Source organism: Pseudomonas sp. FA-1 (genome assembly GCF_056856075.1).
In genome coordinates this window covers 581,486-607,673 of the sequence record NZ_JBWXTH010000001.1, presented here as the reverse complement: position 1 = coordinate 607,673, position 26,188 = coordinate 581,486, and the positions used below count along the sequence as shown (strand labels likewise).

Sequence of the window (26,188 nt, the reverse complement as noted above, 5' to 3'; positions counted from 1 at the left end):
TCCTGTAGGAGCGGGGCAAGCCCGCTCCTACAAAGGGGTGTCAGGCCAGCTCTTTCAGTCGATGCCAGAGCATCCCCAGGGCCAACAGCGGCGAGCGCAGCAGCTTGCCGCCGGGGAAGGTGATATGCGGCACCTTGGCGAACAGGTCGAAGCGCCCGCTGTGCTGGCCGCTGATGGCCTCGCCCAGCAGGCGCGCGGCCAGGTGGGTGGCGTTCACGCCATGGCCGGAATAGGCCTGGGCGTAATAGACGTTCGGCTGGCTGGCCAGGCGGCCGATCTGGGGCAGGCGGTTGGCACCGATGCCGATCATGCCGCCCCATTGGTAGTCGATACGCACGTCGGTCAGCTGAGGGAATACTTTGAGCATCTTGGGCCGCATATAGGCGGCGATGTCCTGCGGATCGCGGCCGGAATAATGGCAGGCGCCGCCGAACAACAGGCGGTGGTCAGCAGAGAGCCGGTAATAGTCCAGGGCCACGCGCTGGTCGCACACGGCCATGTTCTGCGGCAGCAACTGGCGGGCACGCTCCTCGCCCAACGGCTCGGTGGCGATGATGTAGCTGCCGGCGGGCAGCACCTTGCCCCCGAGTTCGCGGTTCAGGTCGTTGTGATAGGCGTTGCAGCACAGTACCAAGGTCTTGGCACGTACGCGGCCCTGGGCGGTATGCACGGTCACTTCGGGGCCGTAGTCGATGCGAACGACTTCCGATTGTTCGTACAGGCCCACGCCCAGGCGGCTGGCCACGGCGGCTTCGCCGAGTGCGAGGTTCAGCGGGTGCAGGTGCCCCGAGCCCATGTCGATCAAGCCGCCGACATAGCGGTCGGAGCCGACCACGCTGTGGATATCGTCCTTCTGCACCAGGCGTAGTTCATGGCGATAGCCCAGGCTGCGCAGTTCTTCGGCGTCTTCGGCAAAGCCTTGCAGTTCGCCCGGCTTGTTGGCCAGGTCGCAGTAACCCCAGGTCAGGTCGCACGCGATGGCATGGCGCTCGATGCGCTCGCGGACGATGTCCACAGCCTCCAGGCCCATGAGCTTCATGCTGCGCACGCCATCCTCGCCGATGACCGGCAGGAACTGCTCCAGCCCATGGCCGACCCCGCGGATCAACTGTCCACCGTTACGCCCGCTGGCGCCCCAGCCAATCTTGCGCGCTTCCAGCAGGATCACCGAAAGCCCGCGCTCGGCCAGCTCGATGGCGGTATTGAGGCCGGAATAACCGCCGCCGACGATGCAGACGTCGGTGCGATGGTCGCCTTGCAGGAAGGCGTGGTCAGGGTGGGGCGCGCTGCTGGCGGCATAGTAGGAGGCGGCGTGCTGCGCGCTGTGGATCATCGGGCTGGGTCCTGGGGCAGGTGGGCTAGGCGAGGAGGATAAGCCGGGGCTCTGGGGTGGGCAACCGGCCAACCCAGGTTGACGCGGCACAAGGCCGCTCCTACCGAAGGGCGGCGCTATATAATCTGGTTAATTTCCCAGCTTTGTACCCGAACATGTCCTGCAACAGCCACAAGATCCATTTCCTGCGCGAACTGATCCCATCCTTCGAATGCGAACCTGGCTGCCATGACTGCTGCGGCCCGGTCACCACTTCGGCCGAAGAGATGGCCCGCCTGCCGCGTAAACCCCGCGCCGAGCAGGATGCTGCGCTGGAGCGCCTGGACTGTGTGCACCTGGGCCCCAACGGCTGCACGGTCTACGAAGAGCGCCCGATGATCTGCCGCCTGTTCGGCACCACGCCACGCCTGGCCTGCCCGCGGGGGCGGGGGCCCGAACAGATGATCGAACCCGAGGCCGAGCAACTGGTGCATCAGTTCATCGCCAGCACCCGCCAGGTGCTGGTCTGAACCTTATTCCGGAATCGGCAGGCAGAGGCTTTCCTTCACCTCTTCCATGACGATGTAGCTCTTGGACTCGCGCACATGCGGCAGCTTGAGCAGGATGTCGCCAAGCAGTTTGCGATAGGAGGCCATTTCCGAGATACGCGCCTTCACCAGGTAATCGAAGTCGCCGGAGACCAGGTGGCACTCCAGCACGTGGGGCAGTTTGAGCACCGCGCGGCGGAACTCCTCGAAGGTGTCGCCGGACTTGTAGTCCAGGCTGATCTCGACGAACACCAGCAGGCTGCCCTTTAGGTGTTGTGGATTGAGCCGGGCGTTGTAGCCCATGATGATTCCCTCGCGCTCCAGACGGCGAACCCGCTCGGTGCAAGGCGTGGTGGAAAGGCCGACCTTTTCGCCCAGTTCGGTGAACGAGATGCGCCCGTCGTTCTGCAGGATGCGCAGGATATTGCGGTCGATCTTGTCCAGTTCGCGTTTGCTCTGGTGCTGGGTTCTCATAGGGGATGCCCCTCCGTGAAAGGCGATTTTGCCGAGAATTCTCGCCAAATATAGGCTTTTATATAGTGAAATGCACTGGCTATTCCTCCATATACTGCGCCCATCCAGCCATTTCAACAAAAGTCTGCGGTTGACCGCGTGCGAGGGATAAACAATGCGAGTTCTGGTACTTGGTAGCGGTGTGATCGGAACCGCCAGTGCCTACTATCTGGCCCGGCAAGGTTTCGAAGTGACGGTGGTCGACCGCCAACCAGCGGTGGCCATGGAAACCAGCTTCGCCAACGCCGGCCAGATCTCGCCCGGCTATGCCTCGCCCTGGGCCGCCCCTGGCGTGCCGCTGAAGGCCATCAAGTGGCTGCTCGAGCGCCACGCCCCCCTTGCTATCAAGCTTACCGGCGATGTCGACCAGTACCTGTGGATGGCGCAGATGCTGCGCAACTGCACGGCCAACCGCTACGCGGTGAACAAGGAGCGCATGGTGCGTTTGTCCGAGTACAGCCGCGACTGCCTCGACGAACTGCGCGCCGAAACCGGTATCGCCTACGAAAACCGCTCCCTGGGCACCACCCAACTGTTCCGTACCCAGGCGCAGGTGGATGCCGCCGCCAAGGATATCGCCGTGCTCGAACAGTCCGGCGTGCCCTACGAGCTGCTCGACCGCGATGGCATCGCCCGCGTCGAACCTGCCCTGGCCGGGGTGAAGAACATCCTGGCCGGAGCCCTACGCCTGCCCAACGACCAGACCGGCGACTGCCAGCTGTTCACCACCAAACTGGCCGAAATGGCGGTCAAGCTGGGCGTGGAGTTCCGCTTCGACCAGAACATCCAGCGCCTGGACTTCGCTGGTGACCGCATCAACGGTGTATGGATCGACGGCAAGCTGGAAACCGCCGACCGCTACGTGCTGGCCCTGGGCAGCTACTCGCCGCAGATGCTCAAGCCGCTGGGTATCAAGGCGCCGGTTTACCCGCTCAAGGGATACTCGTTGACCGTGCCGATCACCAATGCCGACATGGCGCCGACCTCGACCATTCTGGATGAAACCTACAAGGTCGCCATCACCCGGTTCGACAACCGAATCCGCGTGGGCGGCATGGCCGAGATCGCCGGCTTCGACCTTTCGCTGAACCCGCGCCGGCGCGAAACGCTGGAGATGATCGTCAATGACCTCTATCCTCGCGGCGGCGACCTGAGCCAGGCCAGTTTCTGGACCGGTCTGCGCCCGGCCACCCCAGACGGCACCCCGATCGTGGGCGCCACCCCGTACCGCAACCTGTTCCTGAACACCGGTCACGGTACCTTGGGCTGGACCATGGCCTGTGGCTCCGGTCGCCTGCTGGCCGATCTGATCGCGCGCAAGAAGCCGCAGATCAGTGCCGAAGGCCTCGACATTTCCCGTTACGGCAACAACCGGGAAGTGGCCAAGCACGGCCAGGCTGAGCCTGTGCATCAGTAATTGGCCTGCTTCACCGGCCCTGTCACCGGCAAGCCGCTCCCACGCCAACCCTGTGTGGGAGCCGGTTTGCCGGTGACAGGGAAAAACCGATTTCAACCTGAACCACCATAAGGCTGCCGCCATGCGTCCCGCCCGTGCCCTCATCGACCTCCAAGCCCTTCGCCACAACTATCGCCTGGCCCGTGAACTGTCCGGTGCCAAGGCCCTGGCCGTGATCAAGGCCGATGCCTATGGGCATGGCGCAGTGCGTTGTGCCCTGGCCCTGGAAACCGAAGCCGATGGCTTTGCGGTGGCCTGCATCGAGGAAGCGCTCGAGCTGCGTGCCGCCGGGATCAAGGCGCCGGTGCTGCTGCTAGAAGGTTTCTTCGAAGCCAGCGAGCTGGCGCTGATCGCCGAGCACGACCTGTGGTGCGTGGTGCAGTCGCTGTGGCAGTTGGAGGCGATCGAGCAGACAACCGTCCACAAGCCATTGACTGTCTGGCTGAAGATGGACACCGGCATGCATCGTGTCGGCCTGCACCCGAAGGACTACCAGGAGGCCTACCAGCGCCTGCTGGCCAGCGGCAAGGTCGCACGCATCGTGCTCATGAGCCACTTCGCCCGGGCCGATGAACTGGACGCGGACGCCACGTCGCAGCAGGTGGCGGTGTTCGAAGCCGCCCGTCAGGGCCTGGCCGCCGAATGCAGCCTGCGCAATTCGCCCGCGGTCCTGGGCTGGCCCCAGGTACCGAGCGACTGGGTACGCCCGGGCATCATGCTCTACGGTGCCACGCCCTTCGAAGTCTCCCAGCCCCAGGCCGAGCGCCTGCAACCGGTGATGACCCTGCAATCGCGCGTCATCGGCGTGCGTGAACTGCCGGCCGGCGAGCCGGTGGGCTACGGCGCCAAGTTCATCACCCCACGACCGACCCGGGTCGGCGTGGTCGCCATGGGCTATGCCGATGGCTACCCACGCCAGGCGCCCACCGGCACCCCGGTGATGGTCGCCGGCAAGCGCAGCCAACTGATCGGGCGGGTGTCCATGGACATGCTCTGCATCGACCTGACCGACGTGCCCGAGGCGACCCTCGGCAGCCCGGTGGAGCTGTGGGGCAAGCAGGTGCTGGCCAGCGAGGTGGCGGCCCAGGCGGGCATGATCCCGTATCAGATCTTCTGCAACCTCAAGCGCGTACCGCTGGACTATATCGGCGAATAAGCGGCCGAAGCGGACAGGCTGCGGGGTAAAGTGTTGTAAATACTGAACGGCATCGCCATCATATCGTTCACACTTTGCTCCCACCTCGACCGTTTCAGGAGGCTCCAGCTTTGGACGTCGGTGAACGACTGCAAGCCATCCGCAAGCTCAAGGGCCTGTCCCAGCGTGAACTCGCCAAGCGCGCGGGCGTTACCAACAGCACCATCTCGATGATCGAGAAGAACAGCGTGAGCCCGTCGATCAGCTCCCTGCGCAAGGTGCTCAGTGGCATTCCCATGTCGATGGTGGAATTCTTTTCTGTCGAGCTCGCCCCCGAAAGCCCCACCCAGATCGTCTACAAGGCCCACGAGCTGATCGACATCTCCGACGGTGCGGTGACCATGAAGCTGGTGGGCAAGTCGCACCCCAACCGGGCCATCGCCTTCCTCAATGAGGTGTACCCGCCTGGCGCCGACACCGGTGAGGAAATGCTCACCCATGACGGCGAGGAAACCGGCATCCTGCTGGAAGGGCGCCTGGAGCTGGTGGTCGGTACCGAGACCTTCGTCCTCGAAGCAGGCGACAGCTATTACTTCGAAAGCACCCGGCCGCACCGTTTTCGCAACCCCTTCGACGAGCCTGCCCGGCTGATCAGCGCAGCGACACCATCGAACTTTTGATCCAGCGCAGTGCATTGTTGCGGCAATATCCCTTTCCCTTGTGGGGTCGTTTCACGGGCCCTGGGTTCCCGCTATACTTTCAAACGCTCGCAGATCCGTGGCCGCGGGCGTGATTAGCCACCATGAGGGTGTTCGCGTGAACCAAATCAAGAAGATGCTGGCCGTACCAGCAGCCGTATTCGCCCTTTGGGCAATGAGCGCAACCGCTGCGACCAACGACGACCTTGCCAAGCGCCTCGAGCCGGTCGGCCAGGTGTGCGTCCAGGGCCAGGAATGCAAAGGCATGGCCGTGGCTGCCACTGCAGGGGGCGGCGGCGCCAAGACACCGGACGAGATCATCGCCAAGCACTGCAACGCCTGCCATGGCAGCGGCCTGCTCGGCGCACCGAAGATCGGCGACACCGCCGCCTGGAAGGAACGCGCGGACCACCAAGGCGGCCTCGACGGCATCCTGGCCAAGGCCATCACCGGCATCAACGCCATGCCGCCGAAAGGCACCTGCGCCGACTGCTCCGATGAAGAGCTCAAGGGCGCCATCAAGAAAATGTCGGGGCTTTGAGCCGAGCCTGATATTCGCAAGCCCGCCTTTCATGGCGGGCTTTGTATTCTAGGGCTCGCCGGCCCAATCGCGGGCTTGTCCCGCGATGGGCCGGCATGTTCAGCAACCTGTCCAAAGCCCATGTCCAATCCCTGTATGCACGGATGTTCACAGGAGGCTCAGATGACGCAATGCGTTTCCATCGACCAGGCGGTAGAACAGGTCCTCGCCCGCCTGCCAGCCCATATCCACATGGGCCTGCCGCTGGGCCTGGGCAAGCCCAATGCCTTCGTCAACGCGCTCTACGCCCGGATACGCGAATGCCCCGAGCGCCAGCTGACGATCTATACCGCTCTCAGCCTCGGCCGACCGCCGCTGGGCGATGGGTTGCAGCGGCGCTTCCTGGAGCCGTTCATCGAGCGGGTCTTCGCCGACTACGAAGAGCTCGACTACCTCGCCGACCTGCGCAACGACACCCTGCCTGCGAACATCCGCATCGAGCAGTTCTTCCTGCAGCCGGGCAGCCTGCTGCACAGCGAAGCGGCGCAGCAGGATTACGTCAGCAGCAACTACAGCCATGCGGCGCGCGACATCAACGCCAAGGGTTTGAACCTGGTCGCCCAATTGGTGGCCACCACGCCCGAGCGCCCCGGCCAGCTCAGCCTGGCCTGCAACCCGGACATCACCCTTGACTTGCTGCCGATGTTGGCCCGCCGCCGTGCGGCGGGCGAAACCATCCTGCTGCTCGGCCAGGCGCACACCGAGCTACCTTACATGCCTGGCGATGCCGAGCTTGGCGAGGACGACTTCGACCTGTTGATCGAGGCGCCCGAGCGGCGGCGGTTGTTCTCCACGCCGAACATGCCGGTATCGACCCAGGACCACTGCATCGGCCTGCATGCCAGTGCCCTGGTACGCGATGGCGGCACCCTGCAGATCGGCATCGGCGCCATGGGCGATGCGGTGGCTGCCGCGCTGCTGGCCCGCCAGGGGGACAACGCCGGTTATCGTGCAGTGCTCCAGGCGTTGGACGTCACCTCTTGGCAGGCTCTGATAGACCGTGAGGGAGGCCTGGATGCCTTCGCCGAGGGGCTCTACGGTTGCAGCGAAATGTTCGTCAATGGCCTGCTGGCGCTGGTCGAGGCAGGGGTGATCCGGCGCCCGGCCGATGAGCGCGGGGTCCTGGTGCACGGCGGGTTCTTCCTGGGCCCGCAGGCGTTCTACCAGCGCTTGCGGGAAATGTCCCTCGAGCAACGTAGGCGCTTCGCCATGACCGGCATCGGCTTCATCAACGAGCTGTATGGCCAGGAAGCGCTCAAGCGCCGTCAGCGCTGCGATGCCCGCTTCGTCAACACGGTGTTCGGCATGACCTTGCTGGGGGCTGGCGTGGCCGATCAGCTCGAGGACGGTCGGGTGCTCAGCGGCGTAGGCGGGCAATACAACTTCGTCGCCCAGGGCCATGCCTTGGAAGGCGGGCGCTCGATCCTGCTGCTGCGCAGCTGGCGCGAGGCAGGTGGCGAGGTCACTTCCAATCTATTCTGGAGCTACGGCCATTGCACCATCCCTCGGCATCTGCGCGACATCGTGGTGACCGAGTACGGCATCGCCGACCTGCGCGGGCAGACCGACAGCGAGGTGATCGCCAGGTTGCTGGCGATCAGCGACTCACGCTTCCAGCCGCAATTGATGGAGCAGGCCAAGGCAGCGGGCAAGCTGCCGAAAAACTTCCAGCTGGATGCGTGCTTCACCGACAACACGCCCGAGCGCCTGGAGAAGATCCGCGAGCAACATGGGCGGTTGTTCCCGGAGTATCCACTGGGGTGCGACTTCACGGCCGAAGAGCGGGATTTGCTACGAGCGCTGAACTGGCTCAAGAGCAAGTTCAAGCTGAGCGAGGTGCTGGAGCTGGGCAAGGCCGCGTTGGACGCGCCCGCACCGGAAGCCTACGCGGCGCAGCTGGCGCGCATGGGGTTGGAGCAGCCGCAGGGGCTCAAGGAAGAGTTGTACCAGCGGCTGTTGCTGGCAGGGTTGGCGGCAACCTGATGAATGGCCGGGGCTGCTGTGCAGCCCTTTCGCGGCACAAGGCCGCTCCTACAGGGAACGCGATCTTCTGTAGGAGCGACCTTGTGCCGCGAAAGGGCCGCATAGCGGCCCCTAGGGTCATCACTCGATGAACGTGACCACGCCACCTTCCAGCGACTTCACCCGGGCCAGCGACTCGACGCGATAGCCCTGGCGATCCAGTTCGGCACGGCCGCCCTGGAACGATTTCTCGATCACGATGCCCAGGCCAGCAACGGTGGCGCCGGCTTGCTTGATGATCGAGATCAGCGCCTGGGAGGCTTTGCCATTGGCCAGGAAGTCGTCGATCACCAGCACGCGGTCGCTGCTGTTGAGATGGCGTGGCGAGATGGCCACGGTGTTCTCGGTCTGTTTGGTGAAGGAGTACACCGAGGCGGTCAGCAGGTTCTCGGTCAGGGTCAGCGACTGGTGCTTGCGGGCGAAGATCACCGGCACGCCCAGTTTCAGGCCGGTCATCACCGCCGGGGCGATACCGGACGCTTCGATGGTGACGATCTTGGTCACGCCCGAATCGGCGAACAGGCGGGCGAACTCGTCACCGATCAGCTGCATCAGCGCCGGGTCGATCTGATGGTTGAGAAACGCGTCGACTTTGAGAACCTGGTCGGAAAGCACGATGCCTTCTTCGCGAATCTTCTGCTGCAGTGCTTCCACTGTGGTATTCCTCGATGTAGCAAAGGTGGCCGCAGCCAGGGCCGCGACAAAGGTTTAAAGAGTAAGGGTTGGTCAGCGTTTGAGCATTGCCCGGATGTCGGCCAGTGCGTTGTTGCCGCGAGCGGCCTTCACCTCGACTGGCGCATCGTCCAGGCCTTCCCAGGCCAGGTCGTCCGGCGGCAGTTCGTCGAGGAACCGGCTGGGCGTGCAGTCGATGATTTCGCCGTACTGCTTGCGCTTGGCGGCGAAGGTGAACGCCAGGGTCTGGCGCGCGCGGGTAATGCCCACGTAGGCCAGGCGCCGCTCTTCCTCGATGGTGTCGGCCTCGATGCTGGAGCGGTGCGGGAGGATTTCCTCCTCCATGCCCATGATGAACACGTAAGGGAACTCCAGGCCCTTGGAGGCATGCAGGGTCATCAACTGCACACCTTCGGCGTTTTCTTCCTCTTCCTGCTGGCGCTCGAGCATGTCGCGCAGCACCAGCTTGCCGATGGCGTCCTCGATGGTCATGTCACCCTCTTCGTCCTTCTCGAGGGTGTTCTTCAGGGCATCGATCAGGAACCAGACGTTGCTGATACGAAACTCTGCGGCTTTGTCGCTGGCGGTGTTCTGGCGGATCCAGTTCTCGTAGTCGATGTCGCGGACCATGTCGTGCAGGGCGGCGATCGGGTCTTCCAGGGCCACGCGCTGGCGCACCCCGTCGAGCCAATGCTTGAAGCGCTGCAGGCGCTCGGTATAGCGGGCATCGAGGTGCTCGCCCAGGCCCAGTTCCTCGCTGGCGGCATACATCGACACGCCACGCTCGGTGGCATAGTTGCCGAGCTTTTCCAGGGTCGTGGAGCCGATCTCCCGGCGCGGCACGTTGATCACCCGCAGGTACGCGTTGTCGTCGTCCGGGTTGACCAGCAGGCGCAGGTAGGCCATGAGGTCCTTGACTTCCTGGCGACCGAAGAAGCTGTTGCCGCCGGAGAGGCGGTAGGGCACCTGGTGGTGCTGGAGCTTGAGCTCGATCAGCTTGGCTTGGTAGTTGCCTCGGTAGAGGATCGCGAAGTCGCTGTAGGGCCGGTCGGTGCGCAGGTGCAGGGTGAGGATCTCCATGGCCACACGCTCGGCCTCGGCTTCCTCGTTCTTGCAGCGGATCACGCGGATCTCGTCACCAACGCCCATTTCGCTCCACAACTGCTTTTCGAAGGCGTGGGGGTTGTTGGCGATCAGTACGTTGGCGCAGCGCAGGATGCGGCTGGTGGAGCGGTAGTTCTGCTCCAGCATCACCACCTTCAGGGAGGGGTAGTCCTCCTTGAGCAGCATGAGGTTTTCCGGGCGGGCGCCGCGCCAGGCATAGATCGACTGGTCATCGTCGCCCACCACGGTGAACTGGTTGCGCATGCCGATCAGCATCTTCACCAGCAGGTACTGGCTGGCGTTGGTGTCCTGGTACTCGTCCACCAGCAGGTAGCGCACGCGGTTCTGCCAGCGCTCCAGGACGTCCTTGTGTTCCTCGAACAGCTTCACCGGCAGCAGGATGAGGTCGTCGAAGTCCACCGCGTTGTACGCCTTGAGCGTACGCTGGTAATGGGTGTAGACGATGGCGGCGGTCTGCTCGCGTGGGTTGCGCGCCTTTTCCAGGGCCTCGGCCGGCAGGATCAGGTCGTTCTTCCAGGCACCGATCATGTTCTTGATCTCGTCGATGCCGTCGTCGCCGGAGTATTCCTTCTGCATGATGTCCGACAGCAATGCCTTGATGTCGGTCTCGTCGAAGATCGAGAAGCCAGGCTTGTAGCCCAGGCGTTCGTGCTCCTTGCGGATGATGTTCAGGCCCAGGTTGTGGAAGGTGCACACGGTCAGGCCGCGGCCTTCGCCGGGGCGCAGCAGGGTGCCGACCCGCTCCTTCATCTCGCGCGCCGCCTTGTTGGTGAAGGTCATGGCCACGATGTACTGGGCACGGATGCCACAGTTCTGGATGAGGTGGGCGATCTTGCGTGTGATCACGCTGGTCTTGCCGGAGCCTGCACCGGCGAGCACCAATAGAGGGCCGCCGACGTAGTCACAGGCTTCCTGTTGCCGGGGATTGAGTCGGGACATGCTAGAAACCGGGGGTCACCAGAAAATAGCCGCGCATTCTAGCAGGCATGGGGCGGTTGTGGCGCGACCGTCTGACAGTGTGACGCAGTGCATGAATCAGATTTGCCGCTTTCGTCGGTTTCGCGCAGGATGCACGACATAATGCGTCGGGGTGCTGGCCAAGGAATGGCACCTGGAGTAAAAATCATTTTCACTCATGAGGTGGGGATGCCTGCGCTCGCCGTTCTACCGTCCAAGCCTGAGGAGCCCGCTTGTCCACGCCTGTCGAACCGTTGCGTTTGCTGCTGTTGGCCGATGAGCCGGAATGGGCCGCCCTGCTGCGCGAGTGCTTGCAGCCGTTGGCGGGCAGCGCGGTATTGCTGACCGCACCGAACTGGGAGTCGGTCGACAGCCTGTTCGCCCATGATCGCCAGGCTGTAGTGCTGGCCACCCCAGCCCTGCAGCCGGCACCAGGCCGCTGCGACCTGCCGACCATCCTGCTGCTCGACCACGAGCCCGAGACGCCGCCGGCAGCGGTCAGCGACTGGCTGGTGCGCGGGCAATTGAACAGCGATGCCCTGCGCCGCTCCCTGCGGCATGTTCGCGAACGAGGTGTGCTGGTGGCTACGCTGCAGCGCCTGGCCGAGCAGGACCCGTTGACCGGCATCGCCAATCGCCAGGGCTTCCAGGCCCTGTTGACCGCGCGCCTGGCGCAGAACGAAGGCCGTGGTGTCGCCCTCGGCCACCTGGATCTGGACAACTTCCGCCACGTCAACGATGCCCTTGGCCACCAGGGCGGCGACCGGCTGATCCTGCAGGTGGTTGCACGCCTGAAACAGCAATTGGAGGCTGGCGACCAGCTGGCCCGCCTGGGCAGCGACGAGTTCGCCTTGCTGATCGACACTCGGCGCGATGCCAACCGCGCCGAATGGGTGGCCGAACGCATCGTCGAGGCCTTGGCCGAGCCCTATTGGATCGACGGCGAAAGCCTGCTGCTCGGTTGCAGCCTGGGCCTGGCCCACGCCCGCGCCCAGGCCGGCGCCGACCCGCTGATGTGGCATGCCCATATCGCCATGCGCCAGGCCAAGGGCAGCCAGGGGTGTACCTTTCATGTATTCAACGAACGGATCAACCGCAACGCACGCAGCCTGGCCGACCTGGAAGGCGAGCTGCGCCGAGCGCTGCGCCGCGACGAACTGGAGCTGCATTACCAGCCGCGGCTGAGCCTTGCCGACGGGCGGATCGTCGGGCTCGAGGCCCTGGTACGCTGGCGCCACGCCGAGCGCGGGCTGTTGCCACCGAGCGAGTTCGTGCCCCTGGCCGAACAGAGCGGCTTGATCGTACCGCTGGGCTACTGGGTGATTTCCCGCGCCCTGCGCGATATGCAGGCCCTGAGCGAAGACGGCCTGGCGCCGCTGCACATGGCGGTGAACCTGAGTTTCCGCCAGTTCCAGGACAGCCAGCTGCTGGCCACCTTGAGCCGCCTGATCATCGAGCATGGCGTCGACGCACGTTGGCTGGAATTCGAACTCACCGAAACCGCGGTGATGCGCCGCAACGAGTTGGTACAGCAGACCATGGACGCCCTGGGGCGCCTGGGGGTGCGCTTCTCGCTGGACGACTTCGGCACGGGCTTTTCATCGTTCGTGCACCTGAACAGCCTGCCGATCACCTTGCTCAAGGTCGATCGGAGCTTCGTCGCCGGTATGGAGCTGCGCGAGGAGAACCGCAAGCTGGTACATGCCATGATCAACCTGGCGCATAACCTCAACCTGGAGGTGGTCGCCGAAGGGGTGGAAACGCAGGAACAGTTGGCGTTGCTGCAAGGGTTTGGCTGTGATCAGGTGCAGGGCTTCCTGGTCAGCAAACCGTTGCCGGTGGACGAGCTGGTGAACTACCTGCAGCGGGCAACGGGGCCGCAGGCCTGTAACGTTCGCGGCTAAACCCGCTCCCACGAGGCTATCGAGAACCTGTGGGAGCGGGCTCGTCCCGCGATCTGCTCAGGCGGAGGCCACAGCCCCCTCACGCCGTTGCGCCTTGCCCAGCAACCGCCGGGTCCGCCATTCGAAGCCGATGGTCAGTGCCACTGCCGCGCAGGCCAGGCCCAATGCCAAGCCCCACCACACACCCACCGCACCGCCACCGAGGGTGAAGGTGAACAGCCAGGCGCTGGGCGCGCCCACCAGCCAGTAGCAGCACAGGCCGATGAGGAAGGTGGTCTTGGCGTCCTTCAGGCCACGGATCGAGCCCATGGCGATGGTTTGCATGCCATCGAACAGTTCGAACCAGGCCGCCACCATCAACAGGCTCACGGCCAGCTGGAAGATCGCCGCGAAGGCTGGGTCGTTCCGGTCGATGAACAACGCCACCAGTGCCTCAGGCAGCAGCCAGAACAGCGCCGCGAAGGCGAACATGATCATTGCCCCAAAGCCGATTCCCACCCGCCCGGCACTTCGTGCTGCCAACAGGTTGCCTGCACCGTAGTACAAGCCCACACGCATGGTCACGGCATAGGAAAGCCCCGTCGGCACCATGAACGCCGTGGAGACGATCTGCAGGGCGATCTGGTGCGCCGCCAGCTCTGTGCTGCCCAGCACACCCATGCACAGGGCGGCGAAGGCGAACAGGCCGACCTCCACCATGTAGGTGCCGCCGATCGGCAGGCCCAGGCGCCACAGCTCGCGCAGCGCCGGCAGCGAAGGCCGCGACAGGCCCTTGCGCAGCGGGTAGTCGGCATAGGCCTTGTGCCAGCGGATATACAGCGCCAAGGCGATGGCCATGCCCATGGACACCACGGCGGTGACCAGGCCGATGCCCATCAGGCCCAGCTTGGGCAGGCCGAACATGCCTTCGATCAAGGCGTGGTTGAACAGGTAGTTGAGCACCGTACCCACCAGGCTGATCACCATCACCGGCGTCGAACGGCCCAGGGCGCTGGTGAAGCCGCGCAGGGCCATGAACGTCAGGTAGCCGGGCAGGGCCAGAGGCAGCAGGGTGAGGAACTCCATGGCCGAGGCGACGTTCTCCGGCTTCTGGCCGAACAGCAGCAGGGCCGGCTCCAGGTTCCACAGCACCAGCCCGGCCCCCAAGGCCAGGCCCCAGGCCAGCCACAGCCCGTTCTGCGCCAGCCGGGTCGCGCCGGGCACATCGCCTGCGCCCTGGCGAATGGCGACCAGTGTGCCGACTGCGGCAATCACACCCAGGCAGAAGATCGACACGAACGAATAGCTGGCCGCGCCCAGGCCGCCACCGGCCAGGGCCTGGGGGCTGATGCGGGCCATCATCAGGGTGTCGGTCAGCACCATCAGCATGTGCGCCAACTGCGAGGCGATCAGCGGGCCGGCCAGGCGCAGCAGAGCCTTGAGTTCGGTGGTGGGCGCGACATGCATGGAGGTGTCCTTTTTCCGGGTCCTGTTGAGCGAGGCATCGATTCTGAGGCTTCGGTCAACTTTGCACAAAAGGATAAAAGCGATCGTTGGCATGAGTTGAACTCATGTATGTATGATCCATTGCATTCCATTGGTGTTCCCGCAGGGCAGGTGCGAAATGTCCCGTCAGCTTCCCCCGCTGTATGCGTTGCGCGCATTCGAAGCCGCTGCCCGGCTGAGCTCGTTCACCCGGGCCGGCGAGGAGCTGTCCATTACCCAGAGTGCGGTCAGCCGGCACATCCGTACCCTGGAGGAGCACTTCGCCTGCCGCCTGTTCGTACGCAACGGGCGCAGCCTGCAGCTCACCGAGGCGGCGCGGGTACTGCTGCCAGGTGTGCGCGATGGCTTCAGCGCGCTGGAGCGGGCCTGCGATACCTTGCGCGGCGAGGACGACATCCTGCGCATGAAGGCCCCTTCGACCCTGACCATGCGTTGGCTGTTGGCGCGCCTGAGCCAGTTCCGCCACCAGCAGCCGGGCAACGAAGTGCAGCTGACCAGTGCCTGGATGGATGTGGACCACGTGGACTTCAACCAGGAGCCCTTCGATTGCGCGGTATTGCTCAGCGACGGGGTGTTCCCGGCCGACTGGGAAGTGCGGCGGCTGTTCTCGGAGTTGTTGATCCCGGTGGGGGCGCCCGACCTGCTCAAGGACGGGCCCTGGGACGAACGGCGCCTGGCGGGTATCGAGTTGCTGCATCCCACGCCCGATAAGCGCGACTGGCGTGCCTGGCTGGCGCGCATGGGGCTTGCCGACAAGGTCTCGCTCAAAGGCGGGCAGGTGTTCGATACCTTGGAGTTGGGCATGATCGCGGCGGCACGTGGCTATGGCATTTCCATGGGCGACTTGCTGATGGTCGCCGAAGATGTCGCCCAGGGGCGGTTGAGCCTGCCGTGGCCGACGGCTGTGCCCAGTGGCATGGATTACTACTTGGTGTGGCCTCGGACGCGGCCGGGTGGGGAGCGTTTGCGGCGCTTGAGTCAGTTCTTGCAGGAGGAGGCGGCTGCGATGAACCTGCCGGATGTGCGCATTCTTGAGGCACCCGTGGCGGCTCCATTTACGCCGTAGCACCTGGGGCTGCTTCGCAGCCCTTTCGCGGCACAAGGCCGCTCCTACCGAAGCACCGTGAACATCTGTAGGAGCGGCCTTGTGCCGCGAAAAGGGCGCAAAGCGCCGCAAACGTGTTCAGATCACTTGAAGTCCAGGTTCAGCGCCTGGGCGCAGGCCTGCAGCGAGCGCCGCTCGCTTTGGGCATACAAGGCCAGTTCATCCTGCACCTTCATCTGCAGCGCTGCCTCGAAGGCTTCGCGGTTGGCATTGCTGCCATAGTCGGCCTGGGCATCGTCGCCCAGGTTGGACTGGAAGATCCCCGCCGCGCTCACCGGCAAGAAGTCTTCGTACACCAAGGCTTCGTAATGCACATGACCTGCGTCGATCAGCCCTTGCAGCGTGGTCGGCCGGCCCTGCTGGTCGCGGGCGGCCAGGCCCTTCTCGGTGGCGAAGTAGCGGAAATAGGCCAACCCCTGCTCGCGCATCTGCGCCAGGTCGTCCGGGAACTCGGCAAACTGCGCCTTGAGCAGCGCCATGTAGCGCTCGGCATTGGCTTCGGCTGGCACGCCGCCCAGGGCGTCGCGGGTTGCATCGAGCAGGCGGTCGTAGAGCTGGCGGCCTTTCGGCGTCAGCGCCGCGCCGCGTTGTTCGATCTCGCCGAAGCGCGCGGTATGACTGCCCTGCGCATCGCTGAAGGCTACCTTTTCCTGCAAGGCCTTGAAGCTGGTCTGGCGCAGCAGGATCGGATGACGGCGGGTGGGCGGGCCTTCGACCACCGCCTTGGGCGGGATGCCCTTGGCCGGCATGCCCAGCTGGATGGCGTCGATGTCCAGGGTGCGCGGGGTCAGGTGGTTGATGTGCGGGCCTTTGAAGGCCACCACATCGGCGATCAGGCGATGCTGATCGTGCAACCGCTGGTATTGCTCGGCGGTCACCGTCGCGTCCTGGTGCCAGCGGAAGGTGTGCAGCGCTTCCTGGACGAAGGCCTCGGCATCGGCAGCGCCCAAGCCACCGTCGCGCTCGCATTGGGCGATCAGTTCAAGGGCCTGTGGAGTGAAGATCTTGCGCTTGGCCAGGATGCCCTGGGCCAGCTCGCGCAGTTGCGGGTTGTCGATCAGCTCCAGGCGCAGCAGGGACGTGAACACGCGGAACGGGCTGATGTGCAGCGACTGTTCATGCACAGCGCGGAAGGCGGTGGAATGCACCGGCACGCCGGCCGAGCTCAGGTCGTAGTAGCCCACCGGCTCCATACCCATGACCGCGAACAGCCGGGCGATGGTCGCCAGCTCCTCGGCGGTGCCGACGCGGATGGCGCCATGGCGCTCCTGGTCGAGGCGCTCGATCTCACCGGTCCAGCGCAGGGCCTCGGCGACCGTGGGCTGCTGGGTCATCACCTGCTGGTTGATTTCGCTCACCAGCTCCAGCAGCGTGCCGTACAGGGGCACTTCCTGTTTGTACATGAGCGACATGGCGGCAGAGAACTGCGCGCGGATGCTGTCGGGGCTGACGAAATCATGGGCGGGCATCGCTAGCTTCCTGGAGGTGAGTGGATACCCGTACATGAAAGCGGGGAATGCACCTCCCCCACAAGCGAAAAAAAGTGCAGGTGTCATTCCTTTTGCGATTGATGATCGCGAGTGTTGCGCCATCCCTGTAGAGGCGGGCTTGCCCCGCGACGGCCCGCAAAGCGGGCCCGATAACAGTCAGCCCTGCAATTGCTCCCGAACCCACTCCACTAATGCCCGCACCTTCGGCACCTCCGCCGCATGTTCGGCAAAGGCCAGGTAATGGGCCCCGGGGCTCTTCATCGCATAGTCCCAGGCCACCACCAGGCTGCCCTCGGCCAGCTCCTTGCTCACCAGGTAGCGCGGTACCAGCGCCACGCCACAACCGGCCTGGGCCGCACTCAGTGCCATGTAGAATGTGTCGAAGCGCGGCCCGTGGTAGCTGTTGTCGGTGTGCAGGCGCTGCTCCAGGAACCATTCATGCCAGGCCTCTGGCCGCGAGGTGCTTTGCAGCAGCACCAGTTCGGCCACTTCGCTGGCATCGTGCAAGGCTCGCCCCTGCAGCAGCTCGGGTGCACACACCGGCACCACCTCCTCGCCGAACAGTTCCACGCAGGTGGCGCCCGGCCAGGTGCCCTGGCCATAGAAGAACACCGCGTCGGCCGAGCCCTGAAGCAGGGCGAAAGGCTCCATTTCGTTGCGGATGTCGAGGTGGATGTTGGGGTGGCGCTTGCCAAATCCCTTCAAGTGCGGGATCAACCAACGCACACCGAAACTCGGCTGGGTGGCTACCTTCAAGACTTCGGTCTGCTCGCCGTAGGTCAGTACGTAGCGACTGGACATGTCCACCTGGGTAAGGATCTTGTTGACCTCGGCCAGGTACAGCGAGCCCGCGGGCGTCAGTTGCAGGCGCCGACGAATGCGCAGGAACAGGTGGTGACGGAGCATTTCCTCGAGCTGTGCCACCTGCTTGCTGACCGCGCTCTGGGTCAGGTGCAGTTCCTCGGCGGCACGGGTGAAGCTCAGGTGACGGGCAGCGGCCTCGAAGCACTGCAGGGCGGTCATCGATGGCACCAGGCGTTTGGACATAGCGGTCTCTACGGCGGATTGTTCATTACCTGGCGGAATGATATACGGAATAAAGGTCGTTTGTTGCGCCAGTGTCATCGGATTAATACTGATCCACATCAGGTTTTCAACCCTCCACCTTCTGTAGGAGAAGCACATGGTCGCTGGATTGCTCGAGCGCCTTGGCGTTGCCGCCGAGGCTTACACCCAGGGTGACTACCCTGTTCACACGCCGATCGACGGCAGCCAGATCGCCTCGGTGAAGCTGCTCGACAAGGCCCAGACCACCGCGCGTATCGACCAGGCGCAAAAAGCCTTCGAGGCCTGGCGCAACGTGCCGGCCCCGCGCCGCGGCGAGCTGGTGCGCCTGTTCGGCGAAGTGCTGCGTGCCCACAAGGCCGAGCTGGGCGAGCTGGTGTCCATCGAGGCCGGTAAGATCACCCAGGAAGGCCTGGGCGAAGTCCAGGAAATGATCGATATCTGCGACTTCGCCGTCGGCCTGTCGCGCCAGCTGTATGGCCTGACCATCGCCTCCGAGCGCCCGGGCCACCACATGCGTGAGTCCTGGCACCCGCTGGGCGTGGTCGGCGTGATCAGTGCCTTCAACTTCCCGGTTGCGGTCTGGGCGTGGAACACCGCGTTGGCCCTGGTGTGCGGCAACGCCGTGGTATGGAAACCGTCCGAGAAGACCCCGCTGACCGCCCTGGCCTGCCAGGCGTTGTTCGAAAAAGCCTTGAATGCCTTTGGTGATGCGCCGCAGGGCCTGAGCCAGCTGGTGATCGGCGGCCGTGAAGCCGGCGAAGCCCTGGTGGACGACCCGCGCGTACCGCTGGTGAGCGCCACCGGCAGCACCCGCATGGGGCGCGAAGTCGGCCCGCGCGTCGCGGCCCGCTTCGGGCGCAGCATCCTCGAGCTGGGTGGCAACAACGCCATGATCCTGGCCCCGAGCGCCGACCTGGACCTGGCCGTGCGCGGCATCCTGTTCTCGGCGGTCGGTACCGCCGGCCAACGCTGCACCACCCTGCGCCGCTTGATCGTGCACCGCTCCATCAAGGATGAAGTGGTTGCCCGTGTCAAAGCCGCCTACGGCAAGGTACGCATCGGTGACCCACGCAAGGACAACCTGGTCGGCCCGCTGATCGACAAGCAGTCCTTCGACGCCATGCAAGGCGCGCTGGCCAAGGCGCGCGACGAAGGCGGGCAGGTATTCGGCGGCGAGCGCCAGCTGGCCAGCGAATACCCGAACGCCTACTACGTTTCGCCGGCCATCGCCGAGATGCCGGGCCAGAGCGACGTGGTACGCCACGAGACCTTCGCCCCGATCCTCTACGTGCTGGCCTATGACGACTTCGAAGAGGCCCTGCGCCTGAACAACGAAGTGCCACAAGGCCTGTCCTCGTGCATCTTCACCACTGACATCCGCGAGGCCGAACGCTTCCAGAGCGCTTCGGGCAGCGACTGCGGCATCGCCAACGTCAACATCGGCACCAGCGGTGCGGAGATCGGTGGCGCCTTCGGCGGCGAGAAGGAAACCGGCGGTGGCCGTGAGTCCGGCTCGGATGCCTGGAAGGGCTACATGCGTCGGCAGACCAACACCGTGAACTACTCACGCGAGCTGCCGCTGGCGCAGGGGATCGTGTTCGACTGATGATCGCACGCGGGGGCTCTGCCCCCGTATCGCGGGACAAGCCCGCTCCCACAGGGTTCAGCGCAATCCTGTGGGAGCGGGCTTGTCCCGCGATGGGTCGCAATGCGGCCCCAACAAGAACAACATTGCTGGAGCCGGGCCATGTCCGAACTGCGTCAAGAATGTCTGTGGGAATTCGTCACCAAGCCAACCGTCGCCACCCAGGCCCTGGCCGGTGAGCACAAGGCCGATGTCTGCGTGATCGGCGGTGGCATCACGGGCCTGTCGGCGGCGATCCACCTGCTCGAGCAAGGCAAATCGGTGATCCTGCTGGAGGCCTGGAAGATCGGCCATGGTGGCTCGGGACGCAACGTCGGCCTGGTCAACGCCGGCACCTGGATCCGCCCCGACGACGTCGAGGCGACCCTTGGCCTGCAGCAGGGCAGCCGCCTGAACAAGGTGCTTGGCGAAGCTCCGGGCGAAGTGTTCGCCATGATCGAGCGCCTGGGCATCGACTGCCAGGCCCAGCACAAGGGCACCCTGCACATGGCGCACAATGCTACCGGCATCGCTGACCTGGAGGCCCGCCATGCCCAGTGGAGCCGACGCGGCGCCGACGTCGAGCTGTTGACCGGCGCGCGTTGCCAGGAATATTGCGGCACCGACAAGATTTCCGCCGCGCTGCTCGACCGCCGCGCCGGCACCATCAACCCCATGGGGTACACCCAAGGCCTGGCCGCTGCCGTGGCACGCCTGGGCGGCCAATTGTTCCAACAGTCCTCGGTCCAGGGCCTGGAGCGCGACGGCGATGGCTGGCGGGTGAATACCGCCCGTGGCTCTGTGCGTGCCGACAAGGTGGTGATTTCCACTGGCGCGTACACCGAAGGCGAGTGGAGCAACCTGCAGAAGCACTTCTTCCGGGGCTATTACTACCAGGTCGCGTCCAAGCCCTTGCAAGGCGCGGCGGCGGACAAGGTCCTGCCCCACGGCCAAGGCTCCTGGGACACCCGTACCGTGCTCAGCAGCATTCGCCGCGACGACCAGGGCCGCCTGTTGCTGGGCAGCTTGGGCCGAGTCGACAACAAGCCGGCCTGGTTCGTGCGCAGCTGGGCCGACCGCATCCAGAGCCATTACTACCCGGAATTGGGCAAGGTCGAATGGGAAATGCATTGGACCGGCTGCATCGACTTCACCCCCGATCACCTGATGCGCCTGTTCGAACCGGCCCCTGGGTTGGTGGCGGTGACCGGCTACAACGGCCGCGGCAACACCACCGGCACGGTGATCGGCCGGGCGTTTGCCGAATTCCTGCTCAAGGATGACCCAGACAGCCTGCCGATCCCGTTCTCGCCGATGAAGCCGGTGAGTGCCCCCTCGTTACGTACCGCGTTCTATGAGTCCGGATTCGCGCTGTATCACGCGGGCCAGTGCCTGCGGGTAGTGCTGTAGGAGCGTGGAGGCTTACTTGTGCAACCAGCTCAGGAAGCCGCCTTTCTTCACTTCAGGCGGCTTCTGCAGCAACAGTGATTCCCGGCTCTGGCGGCGGAACCGCTGCAGTTTGGTCAGTGCCGACTGCACCTCGCCACGCTTGATCAGGCAGCTGCGTACCTGCTCCTTGTCGATGCGATAGAGCAGGCAGCCGGTCAGCGTGCGGAACTCGGCGAAGGACGCCTCGTCGTCGGTCAACCCTTCGATCCCCAACACCTCGCCCGGCCCCATGCGCCCGGCCTCGACCAGCCGCTCGCCATCGCGGATCGACGCCGAGACCACGCCACTGCCGATCACCAGCACATGGTCGGAGTGCTCGCCCACGCCGAGGATCACCTGGTCCGCCAGGTATTCCACTGCTGTCATGCGCTGGCTCAGGGCATCGCGCTCTTCGCCGGTCAACGAGCGGAACACCCGCACCTCGTCCAGCAGGTCGCGCTGGCGACTTCGTGGTGGCAGGGCCAGATCGACGTTCCACATCACGCCGCTGGCCTCCAGGTGGCGGTGGGCCAGGTCGAACAGCTGGTTACGCACCTCGGTCTTGCGTTCCATGCTGGCGACGAAGCCGCTGGCCTCGTACTCCACGGATTCGAGGGTCGAAGCCTTCACCGCGACCTTGGGCTTGGGCGTGGCCAGCAACGCGCTGGTGCCCTGCAGCGCCTTTTCCAAAGCATCGAATACCCGTTTGGGCCGCACCTTGGCCGGTACCACCACACTGATCGATACCCCGTGCACATCCGCCGGGCGGCTGAAATTGAGCAGCCTGGCTTTCGCCACCACCGAATTGGGCACCACGGCCAGGCTACCGGTGCCGGTGAGCAGCCGCGTGGCGCGCCAGTCGATGTCCAATACCTTGCCTTCGGTGCCGTCGATGGAGATCGAGTCACCGATCTGGTAGGGCCGCGTGGTGTTCAGCACGATGCCGGAGAACACGTCCGCCAAGGTGCTCTGCAACGCCAGGCCGATGACGATGGCCATGACGCCGGAGGTGGCCAGCAACCCTTTGACCGGCAGTTGCATTACGTAGGCTGCCGCGGCCACCACCGCTGCGAGAAAGATCAGCGCGCCCAGCACGTCCTGCAGTAGACGCCCACCATGGCCGCCTCGCGCCACCAGCAGCAGGCCGAACACCACCGTGACCGTACGCGCGCCGAACAGCCACCAGGCGATTTCCAGCAGGGTGGCGATCAGGTTGCGCGGCACATCGTCCGGCCAGGGCGCAGGTTGCAACGGGCTCAGGCCGGCGGTGAGCAAGACCCAGCTGAACAGCAGGAAGATCACCAGCCGGGCAGCGATGCGACAGGCCCGGCGCTCGACCGGGATCAGCTGCCAGAGCAGCAGGTCCAAGAGCACCAGGCAGGCGCCGAGTAGCAGCGGTGAGGACTGGATGAAGGCCAGCATGATGGTCTCGGTTCAAGGACGGATGGGGGAAGTAAAGAGCACGTTGGGCAGGCAGGCAATGGATGACGTCGCCGCCCCATTCGCGGGTTTACCCGCGAGTCGAGCCGACACGGTTTTCGTTCTGAAAATAGAACGCAACAGCCAATTTTCACTATCTAGTGCTTCAAAGGTGATGTTTTTAATCTGTGCCCATGCAGTCAAGGCAACATCCCAACCCAATCTGAAGGAGCACAGACCATGACCCCATTCACCTACAACCGTCTGGACAAGAACAACGCTGCCGTTCTGCTGGTCGACCACCAGACTGGCCTGCTCTCGCTGGTACGCGACATCGAGCCGGATCGCTTCAAGAACAACGTGCTCGCCCTGGCTGATCTGGCCAAGTATTTCAACCTGCCGACCATCCTCACCACCAGCTTCGAGCAAGGCCCCAACGGCCCGCTGGTGCCAGAGCTCAAGGCCATGTTCCCGGACGCGCCCTACATCGCCCGCCCTGGCCAGATCAACGCCTGGGACAACGAAGACTTCGTCAAGGCCGTGAAGGCCACCGGCAAGAAGCAACTGATCATCGCCGGCGTAGTGACCGAAGTGTGCGTGGCCTTCCCGGCGCTGTCGGCCCTGGAAGAAGAGTTCGAAGTGTTCGTGGTGACCGATGCCTCCGGCACCTTCAACGAGATGACCCGCGACGCCGCCCACGACCGCATGAGCCGCGCAGGTGCGCAACTGATGACCTGGTTCGGCGTGGCCTGTGAGCTGCACCGCGACTGGCGCAACGACATCGAAGGCCTGGGTACCCTGTTCTCCAACCACATCCCGGACTACCGCAACCTGATGACCAGCTACAGCACCCTGGTTGCTGGCAAGTAAACCTCCTGACCAGGCGCCGGATGCCGGCGCCTGGCTTCACCTTGCCTAGGGGAAGATCGATGGACAACCGTACTGTGGTGACGCTGGTCATCCAGCACAGAGTGCGTAGCGATGCGCTGGCACGTTATGAAGACTGGCTGCGGCACACCGTCGGCGTCGCCCGCCAGCAGCCGGGTCATCTGGATGTGAATGTGATCCGCCCTGACAACGGCAGCCGCCAGTTCACCACCGTGGTGCGTTTCGCCGAGGCCAACCAATTGCAGGCCTGGGTCGATTCCGCCGAACGCCAGGCACTGGTCAACGAGGTGCTGCCGCTGCTGGAGGAAGGCGACCAGACCCAGGTCCATGATGATCCGGAGTTCTGGTTCACCCCACCCGCCAGCGGAGCGTCCCAACCGCCACGCTGGAAGCAGGCACTGCTGACGTACCTGGTGATCTGCCCCATGACGCTGGTCATCCCGCAGCTGCTGGCGCCGCTCTTCGCGCGCTTCCCGCAACTGGGCGGCGCGATCGCCGGCAACCTCATCGTCAACCTGTTCGTCATCCTGCCCGTGGTGTTCTACATCATGCCTTGGGTAACCCGCCGCTGCGCCAATTGGTTGCGCGGCTGAGCCAAGCCTTTGATGTAGCTGTGGGCGCGGGTTCACCCCGAAAGAGGCTACGCCAGACAGCACAAACGTTGAACAGGGCTAATCTTTCACAGCCCACCGCACTTGCATCCAGGCCCTGATCGGCCCCAGCCGGCATGCGCCCGGTTGCGCCTGCCGCCCAGACGGAGAAGACCATGTCCAAGGACCACAACGACACGACCCGTCGCCAGTTCCTCGCCGCCAGCACCGTGCTGGGTGCCGCCGGCGCGCTCTGGTCCGCATTGCCCTTCACCGGCGCCGCCGGTTCCGTTCACGCATCCATCCAAGGAGGTTCCATGACGGCCGACCTGATTCTGTTCAACGGCAAACTGCATACCGTTGACCGCGAGAAGCCCACTGCGACCGCAGTCGCCATCAAGGACGGCCGCTTCATCGCTGTGGGCAGCGACGCCGAGGCCATGGCCCACAAGGGCAACACCACCCAAGTCATCGACCTCAGGCAGCGCACGGTGATCCCCGGCCTGAACGACTCGCACCTGCATCTGATCCGCGGTGGTTTGAACTACAACCTGGAGCTGCGCTGGGAGGGTGTGCCGTCGGTAGCCGACGCCCTGCGCATGCTCAAGGACCAGGCCGCGCGTACACCCACCCCACAGTGGGTGCGTGTGGTCGGTGGCTGGAATGAATTCCAGTTCGCCGAAAAACGCATGCCGACCCTGGAAGAGATCAACCAGGCCGCGCCCGACACCCCGGTGTTCCTGCTGCACCTCTACGACCGCGCGTTGCTCAACCGAGCCGCCCTCAAGGCCGTGGGCTACACCAAGGACACCCCCAATCCGCCAGGCGGCGAGATCCAGCGCGACAAGTTCGGCAACCCGACCGGCATGCTCATTGCCCGCCCGAACGCGATGATCCTCTACGCCACCCTGGCCAAGGGGCCGAAGCTGCCGCTGGAATACCAAGTCAATTCCACCCGCCAGTTCATGCGCGAGCTCAACCGCCTGGGCTTGACCAGTGCCATCGATGCCGGCGGCGGCTACCAGAACTACCCGGACGACTATCAGGTCATCCAGCAGCTGGCCGACAATAACCAGCTGACCGTCCGCATCGCCTACAACCTGTTTACCCAGAAGCCCAAGCAGGAACTGGCCGACTTCAAGAGCTGGACCTCTAGCGTCAAGCTGCATGGCGGCAACGACTTCCTGCGCCACAACGGCGCCGGCGAAATGCTGGTGTTCTCGGCTGCCGACTTCGAAGACTTCCTCGAGCCGCGTCCTGACCTGCCGCAAACCATGGAACAAGAGCTCGAGCCGGTGGTGCGCCATCTGGTGGAGCAGCGCTGGCCGTTCCGCCTGCATGCCACCTACAACGAGTCGATCTCGCGCATGCTCGATGTGTTCGAGAAGGTCAACCGTGACATCCCGTTCAACGGCCTGCCATGGTTCTTCGACCACGCCGAGACCATCACGGCGCAGAACATCGAGCGAGTGCGGGCACTTGGCGGTGGTATCGCCATCCAGGACCGCATGGCCTTCCAAGGTGAATACTTCGTCGACCGCTATGGCGCCAAGGCTGCCGAGCAGACGCCGCCGATCAAGCGAATGCTCGACATGGGCGTGCCGGTGGGGGCCGGTACCGACGCTACCCGTGTGTCCAGCTACAACCCATGGACTTCGTTATATTGGCTGGTCAGCGGCAAGACCGTCGGTGGCATGGCGCTGTACCCCGAAGGCCTCGACCGCGACACCGCCCTGCAACTGTTCACCCAGGGCAGCGCCTGGTTCTCCAGCGAGCAGGGCAAGAAGGGCCAGATCAAAGTAGGGCAGCTGGCCGACCTGGCGGCGCTGTCGCTGGACTTCTTCAGTGTCGAGGAGGAAGCGATCAAGGGGATCGAGTCGGTGCTGACCATCGTCGACGGCAAGGTGGTATATGGCGCGGCGGAGTTCGACAGGCTCGGCCCCCCGCAGGTGCCGGTGCTGCCGGAGTGGTCGCCGGTGACCAAGGTGCCAGGGCATTGGCGAGTCGGTACGCCGTCGTTGGCGGCGGTGGCCCACCAGTGCGTCGGGCCTTGCGGGGTGCATGCGCACAGCCATGAGAAGGCGCGGCATTCGAATGTACCGGTGAACGACTTCCAAGGTTTCTGGGGCGCACTGGGCTGCTCGTGCTTCGCGTTTTGAGCGCACATGC

General features: G+C 64.5%; 21 protein-coding genes. 13 read left to right on the top strand and 8 right to left on the bottom strand.

Going from position 1 to position 26,188, the window contains the following annotated elements; all coding sequences use genetic code 11:
* Window positions 1–40 precede the first annotated feature (40 nt).
* Window positions 41–1,333 (bottom strand): NAD(P)/FAD-dependent oxidoreductase, encoded by a 1,293-nt coding sequence (locus AC1MHZ_RS02780; RefSeq protein WP_482965994.1) that lies wholly within the window; start codon window positions 1,331–1,333, stop codon window positions 41–43.
* Window positions 1,334–1,488: 155 nt separating this feature from the next.
* On the opposite strand from AC1MHZ_RS02780, the gene AC1MHZ_RS02775 reads away from it, so the two are divergent.
* Window positions 1,489–1,842, top strand: a complete 354-nt coding sequence (locus tag AC1MHZ_RS02775) for a YkgJ family cysteine cluster protein (RefSeq protein ID WP_084855422.1) — start codon at window positions 1,489–1,491, stop codon at window positions 1,840–1,842.
* A 3-nt stretch (window positions 1,843–1,845) separates the two neighbouring features.
* On the opposite strand, the gene AC1MHZ_RS02770 is transcribed toward AC1MHZ_RS02775, so the two are convergent.
* The gene (locus AC1MHZ_RS02770) at window positions 1,846–2,334 is read right to left on the bottom strand and encodes an Lrp/AsnC ligand binding domain-containing protein (protein WP_084855355.1); all 489 of its coding nucleotides are present in this window, start codon (window positions 2,332–2,334) and stop codon (window positions 1,846–1,848) included.
* Window positions 2,335–2,488: 154 nt separating this feature from the next.
* On the opposite strand from AC1MHZ_RS02770, the gene dadA reads away from it, so the two are divergent.
* From dadA to AC1MHZ_RS02745, 5 genes are all read left to right on the top strand, one after another.
* Window positions 2,489–3,790, top strand: a complete 1,302-nt coding sequence (gene dadA / locus AC1MHZ_RS02765) for a D-amino acid dehydrogenase (RefSeq protein ID WP_084855356.1) — start codon at window positions 2,489–2,491, stop codon at window positions 3,788–3,790.
* Between the two features lie 121 nt (window positions 3,791–3,911).
* Window positions 3,912–4,985, top strand: a complete 1,074-nt coding sequence (gene alr / locus AC1MHZ_RS02760; protein ID WP_084855357.1) for an alanine racemase — start codon at window positions 3,912–3,914, stop codon at window positions 4,983–4,985.
* A 110-nt stretch (window positions 4,986–5,095) separates the two neighbouring features.
* Window positions 5,096–5,644 carry a cupin domain-containing protein gene (locus AC1MHZ_RS02755; protein ID WP_084855358.1) on the top strand — a complete coding sequence of 183 codons (549 nt, stop codon included), beginning with the start codon at window positions 5,096–5,098 and terminating at the stop codon, window positions 5,642–5,644.
* A 154-nt stretch (window positions 5,645–5,798) separates the two neighbouring features.
* Window positions 5,799–6,203, top strand: a complete 405-nt coding sequence (locus AC1MHZ_RS02750; protein ID WP_084855423.1) for a c-type cytochrome — start codon at window positions 5,799–5,801, stop codon at window positions 6,201–6,203.
* Between the two features lie 162 nt (window positions 6,204–6,365).
* Window positions 6,366–8,225 (top strand): acetyl-CoA hydrolase/transferase C-terminal domain-containing protein, encoded by a 1,860-nt coding sequence (locus tag AC1MHZ_RS02745; protein ID WP_482965993.1) that lies wholly within the window; start codon window positions 6,366–6,368, stop codon window positions 8,223–8,225.
* A 120-nt stretch (window positions 8,226–8,345) separates the two neighbouring features.
* Here the strand turns inward: AC1MHZ_RS02745 and xpt are convergent, their stop codons facing one another.
* Window positions 8,346–8,918: a xanthine phosphoribosyltransferase gene (gene xpt / locus AC1MHZ_RS02740; protein WP_084855360.1), complete on the bottom strand. Its 573-nt coding sequence runs from the start codon at window positions 8,916–8,918 to the stop codon at window positions 8,346–8,348.
* 72 nt (window positions 8,919–8,990) lie between these two features.
* On the bottom strand, window positions 8,991–11,000 hold the full coding sequence (gene rep / locus AC1MHZ_RS02735; RefSeq protein ID WP_084855361.1) for a DNA helicase Rep: 2,010 nt from the start codon (window positions 10,998–11,000) through the stop codon (window positions 8,991–8,993).
* Window positions 11,001–11,251: 251 nt separating this feature from the next.
* Between rep and AC1MHZ_RS02730 the strand changes: the two genes are divergently transcribed.
* Entirely contained in the window at window positions 11,252–12,922 is a 1,671-nt protein-coding gene (locus AC1MHZ_RS02730) for a putative bifunctional diguanylate cyclase/phosphodiesterase (RefSeq protein ID WP_368828749.1), read from the top strand.
* A gap of 57 nt (window positions 12,923–12,979) precedes the next feature.
* Here AC1MHZ_RS02730 and AC1MHZ_RS02725 read toward each other — a convergent pair whose 3' ends face one another.
* Window positions 12,980–14,368 carry a NorM family multidrug efflux MATE transporter gene (locus AC1MHZ_RS02725; protein WP_084855363.1) on the bottom strand — a complete coding sequence of 463 codons (1,389 nt, stop codon included), beginning with the start codon at window positions 14,366–14,368 and terminating at the stop codon, window positions 12,980–12,982.
* Between the two features lie 157 nt (window positions 14,369–14,525).
* Here AC1MHZ_RS02725 and AC1MHZ_RS02720 point away from each other — a divergent pair, with 157 nt between their 5' ends.
* On the top strand, window positions 14,526–15,473 hold the full coding sequence (locus AC1MHZ_RS02720; RefSeq protein WP_084855364.1) for a LysR substrate-binding domain-containing protein: 948 nt from the start codon (window positions 14,526–14,528) through the stop codon (window positions 15,471–15,473).
* A 122-nt stretch (window positions 15,474–15,595) separates the two neighbouring features.
* Here AC1MHZ_RS02720 and hglS read toward each other — a convergent pair whose 3' ends face one another.
* Both hglS and AC1MHZ_RS02710 read right to left on the bottom strand, forming a co-directional pair.
* A complete protein-coding gene (hglS, locus tag AC1MHZ_RS02715; protein ID WP_465001575.1) occupies window positions 15,596–16,981 on the bottom strand; it encodes a 2-oxoadipate dioxygenase/decarboxylase HglS in 1,386 nt (461 codons plus the stop codon).
* A 177-nt stretch (window positions 16,982–17,158) separates the two neighbouring features.
* Window positions 17,159–18,049 carry a LysR family transcriptional regulator gene (locus AC1MHZ_RS02710; protein WP_084855366.1) on the bottom strand — a complete coding sequence of 297 codons (891 nt, stop codon included), beginning with the start codon at window positions 18,047–18,049 and terminating at the stop codon, window positions 17,159–17,161.
* Between the two features lie 136 nt (window positions 18,050–18,185).
* Between AC1MHZ_RS02710 and amaB the strand changes: the two genes are divergently transcribed.
* Both amaB and amaA read left to right on the top strand, forming a co-directional pair.
* Window positions 18,186–19,676, top strand: coding sequence for an L-piperidine-6-carboxylate dehydrogenase (gene amaB, locus AC1MHZ_RS02705; RefSeq protein WP_084855367.1), 1,491 nt, complete (start codon window positions 18,186–18,188; stop codon window positions 19,674–19,676).
* 141 nt (window positions 19,677–19,817) lie between these two features.
* Entirely contained in the window at window positions 19,818–21,104 is a 1,287-nt protein-coding gene (amaA, locus tag AC1MHZ_RS02700) for an L-pipecolate oxidase (RefSeq protein WP_084855368.1), read from the top strand.
* Window positions 21,105–21,116: 12 nt separating this feature from the next.
* Here the strand turns inward: amaA and AC1MHZ_RS02695 are convergent, their stop codons facing one another.
* Complete coding sequence (locus AC1MHZ_RS02695) at window positions 21,117–22,544, bottom strand: mechanosensitive ion channel family protein (protein WP_324818022.1); 1,428 nt, start codon at window positions 22,542–22,544, stop codon at window positions 21,117–21,119.
* A gap of 237 nt (window positions 22,545–22,781) precedes the next feature.
* On the opposite strand from AC1MHZ_RS02695, the gene ycaC reads away from it, so the two are divergent.
* The 3 genes from ycaC to AC1MHZ_RS02680 all read left to right on the top strand — a co-directional run bounded on the left by ycaC (window position 22,782) and on the right by AC1MHZ_RS02680 (window position 26,178).
* Entirely contained in the window at window positions 22,782–23,411 is a 630-nt protein-coding gene (gene ycaC, locus AC1MHZ_RS02690) for an isochorismate family cysteine hydrolase YcaC (protein WP_084855370.1), read from the top strand.
* Between the two features lie 59 nt (window positions 23,412–23,470).
* Window positions 23,471–24,022 (top strand): antibiotic biosynthesis monooxygenase, encoded by a 552-nt coding sequence (locus AC1MHZ_RS02685; protein WP_084855371.1) that lies wholly within the window; start codon window positions 23,471–23,473, stop codon window positions 24,020–24,022.
* A gap of 173 nt (window positions 24,023–24,195) precedes the next feature.
* Window positions 24,196–26,178: an amidohydrolase gene (locus AC1MHZ_RS02680; protein WP_465001573.1), complete on the top strand. Its 1,983-nt coding sequence runs from the start codon at window positions 24,196–24,198 to the stop codon at window positions 26,176–26,178.
* Window positions 26,179–26,188: the final 10 nt, after the last annotated feature.

Bases quoted from the DNA above. Each gene is read 5' to 3' on its own strand.
- AC1MHZ_RS02775 (WP_084855422.1), top strand. From the start codon at position 1,489: ATGTCCTGCAACAGCCACAAGATCCATTTCCTGCGCGAACTGATCCCA.
- amaB (WP_084855367.1), top strand. From the start codon at position 18,186: ATGGTCGCTGGATTGCTCGAGCGCCTTGGCGTTGCCGCCGAGGCTTAC.
- AC1MHZ_RS02695 (WP_324818022.1), bottom strand. From the start codon at position 22,544: ATGCTGGCCTTCATCCAGTCCTCACCGCTGCTACTCGGCGCCTGCCTG.
- AC1MHZ_RS02725 (WP_084855363.1), bottom strand. From the start codon at position 14,368: ATGCATGTCGCGCCCACCACCGAACTCAAGGCTCTGCTGCGCCTGGCC.
- dadA (WP_084855356.1), top strand. From the start codon at position 2,489: ATGCGAGTTCTGGTACTTGGTAGCGGTGTGATCGGAACCGCCAGTGCC.
- AC1MHZ_RS02745 (WP_482965993.1), top strand. From the start codon at position 6,366: ATGACGCAATGCGTTTCCATCGACCAGGCGGTAGAACAGGTCCTCGCC.
- alr (WP_084855357.1), top strand. From the start codon at position 3,912: ATGCGTCCCGCCCGTGCCCTCATCGACCTCCAAGCCCTTCGCCACAAC.
- AC1MHZ_RS02750 (WP_084855423.1), top strand. From the start codon at position 5,799: ATGCTGGCCGTACCAGCAGCCGTATTCGCCCTTTGGGCAATGAGCGCA.
- AC1MHZ_RS02770 (WP_084855355.1), bottom strand. From the start codon at position 2,334: ATGAGAACCCAGCACCAGAGCAAACGCGAACTGGACAAGATCGACCGC.
- amaA (WP_084855368.1), top strand. From the start codon at position 19,818: ATGTCCGAACTGCGTCAAGAATGTCTGTGGGAATTCGTCACCAAGCCA.
- ycaC (WP_084855370.1), top strand. From the start codon at position 22,782: ATGACCCCATTCACCTACAACCGTCTGGACAAGAACAACGCTGCCGTT.
- AC1MHZ_RS02720 (WP_084855364.1), top strand. From the start codon at position 14,526: ATGTCCCGTCAGCTTCCCCCGCTGTATGCGTTGCGCGCATTCGAAGCC.
- AC1MHZ_RS02680 (WP_465001573.1), top strand. From the start codon at position 24,196: ATGTCCAAGGACCACAACGACACGACCCGTCGCCAGTTCCTCGCCGCC.
- hglS (WP_465001575.1), bottom strand. From the start codon at position 16,981: ATGCCCGCCCATGATTTCGTCAGCCCCGACAGCATCCGCGCGCAGTTC.
- rep (WP_084855361.1), bottom strand. From the start codon at position 11,000: ATGTCCCGACTCAATCCCCGGCAACAGGAAGCCTGTGACTACGTCGGC.
- AC1MHZ_RS02780 (WP_482965994.1), bottom strand. From the start codon at position 1,333: ATGATCCACAGCGCGCAGCACGCCGCCTCCTACTATGCCGCCAGCAGC.
- AC1MHZ_RS02685 (WP_084855371.1), top strand. From the start codon at position 23,471: ATGGACAACCGTACTGTGGTGACGCTGGTCATCCAGCACAGAGTGCGT.
- AC1MHZ_RS02710 (WP_084855366.1), bottom strand. From the start codon at position 18,049: ATGTCCAAACGCCTGGTGCCATCGATGACCGCCCTGCAGTGCTTCGAG.